The organism is Chamaesiphon sp. (assembly GCF_041737865.1).
Classification (GTDB): domain Bacteria; phylum Cyanobacteriota; class Cyanobacteriia; order Cyanobacteriales; family Chamaesiphonaceae; genus Chamaesiphon.
This window is the reverse complement of record NZ_JBGSQZ010000318.1, coordinates 1-13,114: the sequence shown is the minus strand read 5'-3', so window position 1 is coordinate 13,114 and position 13,114 is coordinate 1. Positions and strand designations below refer to the sequence as shown.

Sequence of the window (13,114 nt, the reverse complement as noted above, 5' to 3'; positions counted from 1 at the left end):
GTTAGTCATTCTTAGTCTCGAACTTAGTTGTAGTGGGGTTAAATCGATGTATTGGTTGCTTACTACTAAGCTCAAAATAGCCGGATTGGTTTCTGCGTAAGTTGCGATCGATCTGTCGGCAAAATCGATCTGACCCGCTTGACAACTGACACCATATATTTATAATCTGGAACTGTGCCTTGAGGGATAAAACCAGCTTGTCGTGCAATTAGAGCAGGGGTATTTTGGAGAACTTGATGGATTGAATCTTGCAGTTTTAACTCAATGTCAGGACTCACTAAGATCGCACCTGCGGGGACTCGATGCCGATCGACAAACACGACTCGGAATTCGGTCTGTGAAATTTCGGTTTTGTGAGTATTAAATTCTTGGAGCGATAATGCACCGACATCGGCACGTCCTTGAGCAACAGCTTCTAGCACTGCTTTAGGAGTTGCCGAGGGAATTAGTTCTGCCAGGATTAAACCATAAAAGTTGTAGATGGGGAAGTAATATCCAGTCGCCGAACCTGGTTGTCCGATCGCCAATTTCTTCCCCGCTAGCGATTTCAAATCTTGATATAGACTATCTTTTTTAACAACTAAAACCGAGTTTAAATTGCTATTGCCATCGAGAGGAATTAGAGGGGTATACCGATACTGAGACATGGCAATTGCCGCTAGTCCGGGCGGTGCGAATACCAACGACCAAGCTCTAGCTTTGATGCGTTCTAATGCCTTATTTTCATTAAAAGTAGGTTCGATTTGGATGATGGACTGTAATTTTTCTGATAGATACTGTTTGAGTCCATCATATTGGGACGTTTGGTTTCCCGCTCCATAGGTGAGGGTACCGATCGTCAATTGCTCCCGCCCGATCGATTGTCTGACTCCACAGCTAGATAAAAACAAGCCAGCTAGAAATAACCGCCGTGAAGCTTTGACGGAGAATGGTAATGTCTGGATGATTTCTGAGATTAACATGCAATTTTAAACGATCGAAAAATGCTGCTCGTTAGATAGATAGGCGATCTACATGTAATCAATAATTTAATTACTACAGGAAATAATTTGTATCGATCTCACGATCTTTCAAAACACACATTAATGTTTTGATAATTAAAATCAAATCATAAATACAGCATAATGCAAAATCGAATGATTTTAGAGAAATCCTTAACAATACTGACTTTTCCTGAACTAATATTCACCAGCCGACATTCGATTTAGACTTATAATCTAAGAACTTGCGCTAATTGTAGTAATTACCAGATTACGTGAGTGTTCGGGTTTCGAGCTTTTTTCTCTATAGTGTGGTAAGGACTCTAAAGTGAAGGATGTGCTACCTAATCTAGTCGTAACAAGCGAGGCGATCGTGAATGAGCATCGAGCAGATGAATCTTCCTTGAAATTAAAATATCATCATCCCGAAACAGCATCTATAAACCCAGATCTAGGGGATGGTTCGGAATATGCTAGTGCGGAAAATATGGCTGCTCTACCAACTAACGATCGCAAATCATTACTCGCCAATCGTTATCAACTACAACAGATATTAGGACAAGGTGGTTTCGGTCGAACTTTTCTGGCACTCGATCGACATTGTTTCGATCGACTCTGTGTTGTCAAAGAGTTTTTGCCACAGCAGCATGGTGATGATGAGATCCGAAAATCTCGTGAATTATTCGTGCGCGAAGCTAAAATTCTCGATCGGATTGATTCTGCTCAAGTTCCCAAGTTTTTTGCCTGTTTTGAAGAAGATCGCAAGCTATTTCTCGTTCAAGAATATATCCAAGGTCAGACTTACGATCGGATCTTGCGCGAACGCAAACAGCAAGGGCAGACTTTCTCGGAACTAGAAGTTATTAAATGGTTGAAAGATCTATTGCCTGTGTTGGGATATCTTCACGATCTCCAAATCTTGCATCGGGATATTTCGCTCGATAATGTGATGCGACATGACGATAGCCATCTGCCTGTATTGATTGATTTTGGAATTGGCAGATCTGCCCTAATTCCAGGTCAAAATGGCTCCCCAGCGAGCGATTATCCGACCAACCAGTCGATCGTTGGCAAAATTGGTTACGCGCCCTACGAACAAATTTGGCTGGGGCAAAGTTTCCCCAGTAGCGATTTATATGCCCTCGCCGTTAGTGCAGTGGTGATGTTAAGTGGCTGCGATCTCCAAGCTTTCAATCGTCGGCTATTGCTTCAAGCAGAGTGGCAATTGCAGCATTCAGTCAGTCATGGCTTGGTGGAAATTCTCGATCGGATGTTGCAAGATAATCCCAGCCATCGCTATCAAACTGCGGCGGCGAATTTGGCTGACTTAGAACAGTTGATGCCGGAATCTCAAGCGACAATTGCGCCCCTAAATTCAGCCCCGACGGTGATGCGCCCGCAATTGCCCACAGCGACAACAGCCACTGGCGCGACGGTACCCCAATCACTCCCAACGGTGATGCGTCCGCAAGTACCGACAGCAATCCAGTTCTCATCCGAATTTATTGCTCAATGCGAACGAGAATCGATCGAGTATTTAGGGCCGATTGGTAAATTTCTCGTGCAAAATGCGATCGTCAAAAATCCCCAAATTTTACCAGCAGACTTAATCGAGCTACTCGCCCAACATATTCCCCAAACCCGTCAGGTCGATGAATTTCGGAGCAAGCTCCGTAAATGTATAAATAAATAGTCGCAGCGTGCAATTGTAATTGTCAGCCCACTAAATCTATTATCACTACTTATTAAAATGTTAATTAAAAATCTTAAATTAGAATCTAAATTTAATGGGTTGTTAGCGATCGTATTTATCATTGCATTGACGCTTGCCAGCTTGCTATTATATGGGGTATTCGAGCAAAATGCCGAAGCCGAAATAACGGGCAAAGCAAAACTGATCGTTGAAACTATGAACTCCGTTCGAGATTATACTGATAGCAATATCGAACCATTACTCAAAGACAGTCTAGAAACCGAGCCAGCTTTTCTGCCTGAGACGGTGCCAGCATTTGCCGCAACTGAAATATTTCAGAAACTCCGCAAAAATGAGGGTTATCGGAGTTTTTTCTATAAAGAAGCCACACTCAATCCAACTAATTTGCGCGATAAAGTTGATGAGTTTGAAAAAATTCTGGTAGAACAGTTTCGGAACGAACCCGCTACTAAAAGATTATCGGGGTTTCGGGATCTACCAGGCGGACGAATCTTCTACATCGCTCGTCCGTTAACGGTGAACAAAAATAGTTGCTTGCGGTGCCACTCCACACCCGATCGAGCACCCAAAAGTCAAATTAATACCTACGGCTCGGAGCATGGTTTTGGGTGGAATCTAGGGGAAATTGTTGCCGCTCAAGTTGTTTCGGTTCCGGCTGAGAATGTGTTGAATAAAGCCCAAGATACACTCAAAACGGTGATGGGTGTTTTATTGAGTGTCTTTGGGGCGATCGTCTTAGCAATTAATTATCTATTACGCCGCGCGGTGATTCGACCAATTCGGCATTTGGTCAGAACTGCTGAGGCAATTAGTTTGGGCGATCTGGATGCTGAATTTGAGCATCAGAACAAAGATGAAATTGGGTTACTCGCTACTGCTTTTGACCGGATGAAATCGAGTCTCAAAATTTCGATGAGTTTTCTAGATATAGGGGAAGATCGATCGATTTAATGGTACCATTAGTCGATCGATAGAAATGCCTCGATCGGGTTTTTAAATAACCGATCGAGGCATTACTGTAATTAGTTCTAAAACATCGATGCGATCGTAGTTAACGTAAATTCGGGATCGCGAGTCGAGAAGGGTTGTAGCTGTAGAGCCATGCTTCAAAGTTATCCCGATCCATCTGAGATGGGTTCATCATTTTAGTGAAGGTAGTTTCACGATCCGATTGATAGGAGTCACGACCCAGATTGGCACTGCGATCGTAAATGACTTCGGTACGCGGAATGCGACTGGTTTCATAGACATGAAGTGCAGTTTCGATATCCGGTGCATTAGAGAGACACTCCGCCAGTTCGTAGGCATCCTCAAATGCCATATTTGCCCCTTGTCCGAGGGAGGGGACGACGGGATGAGCCGCATCCCCCATCAGCGTCACTCTACCGTTGCTCCAGTGGTGTATGGGCAGCCGATCGCGAATTGGTCGCTCGATAATATCCGCTTCAGGCGTTGCCGCGATCATTGCCTCCACAGGCTCTGCCCACCCGGCAAATAGCTCTAGCACCCGCTCCTTGGCATCGATATGTCGGCGAGAAAGAGCATCGCGTGTCAGTAGCGCACTGGCACTCCAAAACGTGTAGCCCTCACCGAGATCGATTAGAAACATATTCTGACGATCGGCCGTCAGTAAGGTCGCTACGTGAGGAGCCAATTGCTCGTGTGCATATTGAATGACAGCACGCCAAGACATTCGTCCGGCATAAGTAGCATGACAATCCCCGACTGTGCCCTGTCTGACGACAGAATTGATGCCATCTGCCCCAATCAACAAATCTGCCTGGACTGTTTTTCCAGATTCAAAATGGGCTTTAACCTGGTTGCCCTGCTGCTCAACGCCGACACAGCGATGCTGGAGATGAATGATTTCGGACGGTAGTGCTGATGCGAGGATGGCTTGCAGCTTTGACCATTGAATATTGAGCGTGGGCTGTCCATATTGCTCCACGGCGGCGATCGGCTGTGAGGCGATCGTCTCTCCAGTGCTGCGTTTCAATATCAGTGTCTGCAATGGACTACCTGCGCTAATTAATGACTCAACTATGCCTGGTTGAATTGCATTAAGACTATTCAGACCGTTTGGAGTCAACGTCAGACCTGCACCAATGGGACGTAAAACTTGTGCTCGTTCGTAAACTTGCACGTTGAAGCCTTTCTTGAGCAAAGCATTTGCGGTTGCCAAACCGCCAATTCCGCTGCCGATAATTGCGATATTCATAGGATTATTTACCGCCAAGATGATGGATAGGAGAACTCATTCGTAAATAGACGCGAACATTCTTTCCATACAACTGAAAAACTAAATGTGACAATAATACAAGTAACAATCGTGCCGCAAGATAACAATACTATTTCTTGGGTAGATTTTTTAGGATGATTAGGCATAACTTTAAATCGATCTGTCGAGCTAATTATCTAGATCTTAGAGATCTTATTCAAAGCAAACATCTGAAAAACGTCGCGATAGTAAGTTGACAAAGGAGATTAATTATTATTGACTTTTGGCTAAGTAAATATACTTAGAGTAGATGAGTTTGGGAGCAACTATTCAGGGCTTTCTCACTTCTGACGATTCTCCACAGGAGACGCTCCGCGAGCGGCTAAATTTTTACTGTAAAAAATAATGGCGAATCCAGTGAGATACATAAATAAGCTATAAATAGCCGCTGGAATCGCCATTTCAGCATCTTTTAAGATGCCTGCTGTAATCGCAATCGCTAGAGTCCCATTTTGAATGCCTACTTCGATCGCGATACAGATTTGTTGGGCAATATTCAGTTTAAGCATTTTACTAATCGCATATCCAGCAGCCATGCCGAGGATATTTAGTAACATTACCCCCGTGCCAGCCTGTACGATAAAACCAGGTAATCGACTCCATTCTTTGGCAACTAGGAGGATGATAATTAATACTAAAAACCCCACTGCCAACTTATTGGTAACTTTCTCTAATCGTCGGGCAATTTCGGGAAATTGATGCTGGATATACATCCCAAGGGCGATCGGAATAACTGTAATTAAAAAGATCTGTCCCATCGTCATCCCAATCGGTAAGGAGACGACCGCACTTGTGCCGAGAAAATAGTTCACAGCCAGACTAGCAAATAGGGGAATTGTAAAGATTGTAATAATACTGCTAAACACCGTGAGAGTGACAGCTAATGCCACATCCCCACCAGCCAAATGGGTAATCATATTTGATGATGCACCGCATGGACACAGCGCGAGCACGATTAATCCGACCGCGATCGCAGGTGGCATGGGGATAATTTTAACGATCGCTAAGGCAATAACTGGTAAGATAACCAACTGACCGATTAATCCGATCGTTACAGCTTTTGGATATTTAAAAATCCGTAAAAAATCATCACTTTTAAGTGATAGTCCCAGCCCCAACATAATTAATGCTAAGGCGACGGGTAAGACTAGCGTTGTGAGAATACTTTCTTGCATATATGTAAGCTGTCAAACATTTAAAACACTCTTTTTGTCCTCTAGAACCCTTGCAGCAAGGGATTCAGTTAAAAAAATTAGATGTAAAACAGCTTATCGTTGTTTTATCTATAAACAGGCGTTGCTGAATCGAGGTATGAAACCCTCGATCCAGCAATGCTAAATAACATTATTATTCGAGCCTAACTTTGAAGAGTGTTGGCATCATACCCATCTACAATAAGATTGAATTGCGATCCAATTTTATCACTATTAAACATCCCACCCTTAGCTAATAAATCGCCACTCATACAAGTATTTCGATCGCCGATACCCATTTGATATTCACGCTCGATCGCCGACAATCCGCCCTTGGGTTGAATTTTGGCAATGAGATCGCGGTTACTGGGATCTGTGCCAGAGAAAAGATCGATCGTACCTGACGATTCAATCTTGAAGCTAATATTTTTAGCATTACCAAGATCGACTGAGTCCTGGCGGAGATTAAAATCAGTAATCGTGGCATAGTCATTATTACCTTGCCCGACATAATAGGCACCATTACGATCGCCCAGGACAAACCTGTCGCGACCGCCGCCACCTGTTAAGATATCGACTTCACCTACGCCACGAGCAGTACTATCGGTACCAGTGATGATATCTTTGCCTTTACCGCCTACGATCTTATCGTTGCCGCCAGCACCAGTCAATTTACCACCAGTATTGCTACCGACGAGTGTATCGTCATTCGGCCCACCAATCGCATTGACAAAGTTGAAAACTTTTATTTCTGGGACTGGAATGGTAACGCCGTTTAGCTGGAATGAATTGACATTAAATGTATTTTTGGTAAGGTCGATATCGAACTTAGCTCCACCACGAGCACCCGTCGCATCAAGTGTATTCGCCTGACCAGTCGCACCCACAAGATTCGGAAAGGTAGTAATTCGATCGGTTCCTAAACCACCTTTATCTACGACTCCCCGAAAAACTGTAATCGGTTTACCCAGCTCGCTATAATCGAGTGTATCGTTGCCGCCACCACCAGAGAGGGTGTCATCACCAGCAGAACCGATAATTCGATCGTCGTCACTACTCCCAGTGAGGATATCATTCCCATTAGTGCCTTGAATAATTGCCATACTTAAATCGATCCTTTATATATTACGTAGAGTGTGCTAGTGTGTGATAATTGTTCGATCGCAGATTCTCATGGATATCGATCGGGTTGTTTAGAGCCGTGAGTAAATCTCAGCAACCCTTGTTTGAACCTAATATTCATTAAACTCGATTGCTAACTAAATTCGAGACTGACTTATGACTGACTTATGACTGACTTATGTGTTTCTTTTGTCAGTTGTCAGATCTGGTGTCGGTGTCAGGAGTAAAAGTCTCAGGAGACTAACTAAGATCGGAGAAGGGGATTTCACCCGCATGACTTTTACTTTTTTGGTGAATTGTCGTCTAAAAAAGATCGAGATTAATCCAATTGTCGGGCGACTAATCGAGCAAATAGCCCCTCTTGATTTACCAACTCATCAAAAGTACCTGACTGCACGACAATCCCTGCTTCCACCACATAAATCCGATCGGCATTCCGAATCGTGCTGAGGCGGTGAGCGACGACAATTCGCGTCGCATTCATCCGATCTAAACTTTCAGTCACAATTGTCTGAGTTTGATTGTCTAGGGCACTTGTCGCCTCATCCATCAGCAGAATTTTGGGTTTTAATACTAGCGATCGCGCAATTAATAGCCGTTGCCGTTGTCCGCCCGAAAGGTTGGTACCACCTTCGCTAATCACCGTGTGCATTCCCATCGGCATCGCTTGAATATCTGCCTCGAAACCTGCCATCCGAGCGGCTTCCCAGGCTTCTTCTAAAGTTACTAACGCGCCAGCGGAAATGCTGTCAAAAATCGAAGCGGCTGCGATGCGGACATTTTGCAAGACCACGCCCAATTGCCGTCGAACGGCCTGAACGTCGAGTCCGGCGAGATCCTGTCCGTCGTAACAAACCGTACCGCTAGCGGGCAGCTCAAAGCCCAGTAACAAGCGAAACACGGTCGATTTCCCACTCCCACTCGGCCCGACGAGGGCGATAAATTCGCCCGGTTCGGCATGGATGCTGACATTATTGAGGGTGAGTGGGCCATCTTCCCGATAGCGGAAGTTGACGTGTTAGAGCGAAATCCGCCCTGTCAACCGCCCTGGATCTGCCTGAGAGGGGTCGGACTCCAATGGGGTCTGAATAATCGGTCTGGCGCGTTCCCACAAGGGGATGATTTCTAAAACGTTGCTCAGGGTGTTACTAATTTCGGTGGCACCATTGAGAAAGACGGCAAAGGCCGTATTAAAGGCGAGAAACGAACCAGCAGATAGTCCTCCAGGCTTATTTTCGGTAGCGGCAATTTGGATAAACAGAATTGCAAACCAAAATATCAACACAGAACTAACCACGGGGATGGCTTCGTTAAACACGCTCAGACTATCATCAACGTGCTTGATGCCCGATTCTAACTTGATGCGTTGACTGTATTTTTTTGCCCATGAGCCAAATGCCCGCTCTTCAGCCGCCGCTACCCGCAACTTGGATACGCCATCGATGAGTTCCACTGTCAGTCCATTAATATCGCCATCGATTTGCTCTTGAACCCGCTGTTTTTTGACCAACATCCGACTGGAAACGATCGTGACGATCGCAACTAATAAACTCAATCCCAGTCCTACCAATGCCAGTTGGACACTGTAAGTAAACATCAACGCCAGATTGAGAAGTGCGAAGACACCACTCAAAAGCGTCCGCTGGGTAGAACCGCTCAGATGAGCGCGAATTTGACCAATCGCCAGCAGCCGATTGACGAGATCGCCAGAGGAATACTCGCGAAAAAAGGCGGGACTCAATTTGAGAATCCGATCCCAGACAGCGGGCTGGAGTGCTGCATCGGCGGCACTTTCTACGCGCAAGGTAATAATTTGCTGTGCTAAACCAAAAGCGGCTTGGCCGAAAGCGGCGGCAAATAAAGCCAATCCGAGTTGGGTTAAGAGGGTACGATTGCTGTCGGGGATGGCATCGTTGACTAAAATTGCGGTGGCTTGGGGTGTCACCATCCCCAGTAGCGATGCGAAGATCCCCAGGGCAAAAATAGCGACAATATCTTTTTCATAGCCCTTAGTCCCAAACCGAAAAATCTCGATCGCGTTGGTGACAAATGGGGGTAGCGGTCGGTAAAATGTGTATGCTTCGAGCTTGAGATTGGCAATTGCATCGGCATCTACACTCGTTTTGGTCGCTTGTTCTGGATCGAAGATTAGATAATGAGATCCCGATCGTAATAAAGCAACTGGCAGATCGTCTTTGGTGTAGGCGAGCAAGGGATCGTGTTCGGATTTCCACCACTCGCCACTTAATAATACGCGGCGAGTGCGGCAACGAGAAGCACGGGCGATCGCTTCTACCGGATCTTTGATCCGAGCTGTGTCTTCGGATGCTGGTGGCGGTAAGATCTCAATCCCCATTGCTTTGCCGACTGCCCCCGCCGCCATTAACAAGTGACTGCCGACGGGAGCAACTTCGGTGGCTGTGACTTCCAATACTCCAGTCAATTCTGCCATCGAGCTGTCGATCGTCTGGCGATTGAGCTGTTGTCGAGCCTGGAAGCGATGAAATTCTGACTCGATCTGCTGCTGTTCTAGCAGGTTGAAACAGTGCCAAAAATAAGCGTGTAACTGACGGAGACTGGCGGGGAGTAAATCGAGCGATTCGAGTTCTTGGGTGGGCGTTGTGTATACTTCGACAGCATTTTCCGCCGTCAACCAGGTGCCGAACATCAGCGGCATCGGTGGGTTATCTCCATCGACGGGGAGATCTGGGATGCCTTGCCAGTGGGTAATTCCCTGCCGGACATCTACCCAGGCAACTGCTTGGTGAACCTGTCCGTTATTTGGGGACGGGCGCGGTGGAATCAGGGTTTGGTCTTCGAGCAATGATAAGTAGTGGGTGCCTGCGGCGACGACACTATTTGTCGGCGCGGGGGTGATGGTGGGTTGTGCGCTCAACCATCTACCCAAATGACACAGCCAGCCTTCGATTAAATCGATCGCGTTTCGATCTCCAGCTTTGACTTTTTCAACTAAATATGATAAGCGAATTTGGTGCAGTTCTGTTTGTTCGATCGCGACTGCCATCATCCCTCGACGTTCGCCCGGTTTGGCGGTTGGGGCAAAGGTGGAGCCAAAGAGGGCTTCGCCTGCACCGATATTAAATAAAAATCGCCGATTGCCGACTAGTTCTTGATGGTCGATCGAAACGCCGTGCAGTACTAGCGATCCAGATTTAACGATCCAAATTGTTTGAGGATCGTTTAATAATAATGGTTCGTTGTTTTTAACAATTCGTCCTTGGATAGAAGTAGTCATAGTATTTATCCAAAATTAATTATTTTGTTTCTTGAAAGTTCGGAGGAAATCCACTTAACGGCTACTAGCTTCGTTTCTGCACCGCCCTCAAATAAATTTGGGGCTAATAGCAAAAGTTCGTTAAAACGAACTAATCGATCTGGTAGTTCTCTTCAGAGAACTTGAGCTATTAGCCCGAACTTCTAGTTCAGGGCGGTGCATGAACGAAGCAGATTGATTTTCCTTATCCCGATCGAATTTATCCAACCTTTAATGAGTGCCAATTAATTGGGTATAAACGCCAGAGCTGCTGCGTAATTCCTCGTGGGTGCCGCGCTGTACCACCTTCCCCTGTGCTAAGACGATAATTTCATCGCAATCGCGGATAGTACTGAGTCGGTGGGCGACGACGATACAGGAACAACCGCGACGGCGGAGATTGCGATCGATAATTTGTTCGGTTTCGGCATCAAGCGCGCTTGTTGCTTCGTCGAGTACCAATACGGCTGGATTTCTGACTAAAGCTCTGGCAATTTCTAGCCGCTGGCGTTGTCCGCCACTTAAATTCTGGCCGCCTTCAATCAGTTTGCAGTTGTAGCCCCCTGGCATATTCAAAATCAGATCGTGGATGGCGGCATCTTCGCAGGCTTTAATCAGATCTGCTTCGGGTACTGTGGGATCCCAGAGGGTGAGATTTTCTCTGATAGTGCCAGCAAACAAAAATATTTCCTGTTCGACCATTGCGAGGGAGTTAGCGAGGACGGGGCGAGCAATTTGGTGGCGTTGAATCCCGTCTAGAAGAATATCTCCCGACCAAGATTGATAGAGTCCGGTTACTAACTTAGCCACAGTAGACTTACCCGAACCGCTACCGCCGACGAGGGCGACTCTTTGCCCAGGGTTGAGAGTTAGATTCAAATCTTGGATCAGTGGCTCTCCCAGGCGATTGTAGCCGAAGGTGAGGTTTTGCAATTCCACATAGCCTGACAATTTAAAGGAATCTTGGCTATAGACTTGTAAGCTACTCCCAGCATCGATTTCTCGATCGGCTTCGGGATCGATCGGATTTTCTAATACGTCATCCAAGCGGGTTAAGTCGGCTTCTAGATCTTGCAAGGTGCTACCAAAATTTACCAAGCTGTTGACAGGCTTGAGAAATTCTTGGGTGAGGGCTTGGTAAGCAATCAGTCGCCCGATAGTGAGGGTACCTTCCATCACTCGGAAGCCACCGAGGACTAAAATCGAGGTGACAGCCAGCGATGTTAATACGGTGGGTAATGCCCCTAGCAATCGGGTGAAGAGTCCTAATTCTTGCTGGGCGTTGATGGTTTTGGCATAGTATCCGGCAAACTTGGCAAATAAGTCAGCTTCTAAACCGCTGGCTTTGACTGTTTCGATCGTTTGAATGCCACTAATCGCTACCCCAGCAACTTTGCCCGTTTCTTGAGATAGTCTAGTATTGGCATCGACGCGGTTGCGAGAGAGGGCTTGCAATGCGATGAAGTTGGCAGCGGCAAACACGATCGCAATCCAGGTCAACAGCGGATCGTAGAAGAACATAATGATGGCATAAGAAATCATCGCGATCGCATCGATGACCGTGGTTGCTAACGAGCCAGAGAGGATTGCTGCCACTTTATTATTGAGTTGAGCGCGATTGCTAATTTCCCCCGCAAAGCGTTGGGCATAAAACCCAACTGGCAAGCGGATCGTATGCCACAAAAATTGACCTGATAGAGTAACAGAAAGCTTGAGCAATAATCGGCGCAGATAAGTCAGCCGCAAGCGTGCTAATAGTCCCGTCAGCAATGCGGTAAACACCATCCCAATTAGCAGCGGACGCAACCAATCAGTGCGATTTTCGATGAGGATTTCATCGATAAATACCTGCATAAAGGCGGGCACTGCCATTCGGGGAATCGTCAGGAGTAGTCCGGTCAGCAAGCAGAAAATCAAAGCCTGCCGCGAGCTTTTCAAGCGGGAGGCTAAACTAGGGAGCAGTCCCTTTTTTTTTCCACCTTTGTGAAACTCCGCCCCTCGTTCCATTACTAGCACTACGCCAGTAAATCCGCGATCGAATTCATCGAAAGTAACTTTTTTTGGCCCTGAGGCTGGGTCATTAAGATAGACATTTTTGCCGACAAATCCTTCAACCACCAAAAAGTGGTTGAAGTTCCAGAAGGCAATAAACGGCGGTTTCATGGTTTGGACATCTTCGAGCGATTTTTTAAATCCTTTGGCATCTAAACCATACAACCGAGCAGCCTTGAGGACGTTCGATGCTTTACTACCATCTCTGGATACGCCACATTCGACTCGCAATTCTGTCAGGGGCACGATCCGACCGTAATAGCTCAAGATAATGCCTAGTGCCGCCGCCCCGCATTCGACCGCCTCCATTTGCAATACTGTGGGAGTACGCTTGCGACTGAATTGTTTGGGTGGCTTGGCGTACCCCTGTTAAGGTGAGCTGTTGTACTATGGGGCAAAAAGCCGAGTATAATTTTATTCAAAAGCTAAAAACCTAAGCAGAGAGGGAATTAAAGATGATTAGTGACATCTTTGAAAAATTTGTAGAACAGACACCCTTGA

General features: G+C 46.2%; 7 protein-coding genes and 2 pseudogenes. 2 read left to right on the top strand and 7 right to left on the bottom strand.

Going from position 1 to position 13,114, the window contains the following annotated elements:
• Positions 1-71 precede the first annotated feature (71 nt).
• Positions 72-962, bottom strand: coding sequence for a phosphate/phosphite/phosphonate ABC transporter substrate-binding protein (locus ACEW9J_RS24740; protein ID WP_373547728.1), 891 nt, complete (start codon positions 960-962; stop codon positions 72-74).
• Positions 963-1,353: 391 nt separating this feature from the next.
• On the opposite strand from ACEW9J_RS24740, the gene ACEW9J_RS24735 reads away from it, so the two are divergent.
• Together ACEW9J_RS24735 and ACEW9J_RS24730 are read left to right on the top strand one after the other, a co-directional pair.
• Positions 1,354-2,673, top strand: a complete 1,320-nt coding sequence (locus ACEW9J_RS24735) for a serine/threonine protein kinase (RefSeq protein WP_373547727.1) — start codon at positions 1,354-1,356, stop codon at positions 2,671-2,673.
• Positions 2,674-2,730: 57 nt separating this feature from the next.
• Complete coding sequence (locus ACEW9J_RS24730; protein WP_373547726.1) at positions 2,731-3,645, top strand: DUF3365 domain-containing protein; 915 nt, start codon at positions 2,731-2,733, stop codon at positions 3,643-3,645.
• A gap of 100 nt (positions 3,646-3,745) precedes the next feature.
• Here the strand turns inward: ACEW9J_RS24730 and ACEW9J_RS24725 are convergent, their stop codons facing one another.
• The 6 genes and pseudogenes from ACEW9J_RS24725 to ACEW9J_RS24700 form a co-directional block, all read right to left on the bottom strand.
• Positions 3,746-4,912: an FAD-dependent oxidoreductase gene (locus ACEW9J_RS24725; RefSeq protein ID WP_373547725.1), complete on the bottom strand. Its 1,167-nt coding sequence runs from the start codon at positions 4,910-4,912 to the stop codon at positions 3,746-3,748.
• Positions 4,913-5,253: 341 nt separating this feature from the next.
• On the bottom strand, positions 5,254-6,147 hold the full coding sequence (locus ACEW9J_RS24720; protein ID WP_373547724.1) for a bile acid:sodium symporter family protein: 894 nt from the start codon (positions 6,145-6,147) through the stop codon (positions 5,254-5,256).
• A 182-nt stretch (positions 6,148-6,329) separates the two neighbouring features.
• Positions 6,330-7,268 (bottom strand): hypothetical protein, encoded by a 939-nt coding sequence (locus ACEW9J_RS24715; protein WP_373547723.1) that lies wholly within the window; start codon positions 7,266-7,268, stop codon positions 6,330-6,332.
• Positions 7,269-7,606: 338 nt separating this feature from the next.
• Positions 7,607-8,254: pseudogene (locus ACEW9J_RS24710) on the bottom strand (ATP-binding cassette domain-containing protein); the annotation flags it as partial.
• Positions 8,255-8,305: 51 nt separating this feature from the next.
• Entirely contained in the window at positions 8,306-10,543 is a 2,238-nt protein-coding gene (locus ACEW9J_RS24705) for an ABC transporter transmembrane domain-containing protein (RefSeq protein ID WP_373547722.1), read from the bottom strand.
• A 249-nt stretch (positions 10,544-10,792) separates the two neighbouring features.
• Positions 10,793-12,958: pseudogene (locus tag ACEW9J_RS24700) on the bottom strand (NHLP family bacteriocin export ABC transporter peptidase/permease/ATPase subunit); the annotation flags it as partial.
• Positions 12,959-13,114: the final 156 nt, after the last annotated feature.

Excerpts from the sequence above, each read along its gene's own strand:
- ACEW9J_RS24705 (WP_373547722.1), bottom strand. The coding sequence starts at position 10,543 with ATGACTACTTCTATCCAAGGACGAATTGTTAAAAACAACGAACCATTA.
- ACEW9J_RS24740 (WP_373547728.1), bottom strand. The coding sequence starts at position 962 with ATGTTAATCTCAGAAATCATCCAGACATTACCATTCTCCGTCAAAGCT.
- ACEW9J_RS24730 (WP_373547726.1), top strand. The coding sequence starts at position 2,731 with ATGTTAATTAAAAATCTTAAATTAGAATCTAAATTTAATGGGTTGTTA.
- ACEW9J_RS24725 (WP_373547725.1), bottom strand. The coding sequence starts at position 4,912 with ATGAATATCGCAATTATCGGCAGCGGAATTGGCGGTTTGGCAACCGCA.
- ACEW9J_RS24715 (WP_373547723.1), bottom strand. The coding sequence starts at position 7,268 with ATGGCAATTATTCAAGGCACTAATGGGAATGATATCCTCACTGGGAGT.
- ACEW9J_RS24720 (WP_373547724.1), bottom strand. The coding sequence starts at position 6,147 with ATGCAAGAAAGTATTCTCACAACGCTAGTCTTACCCGTCGCCTTAGCA.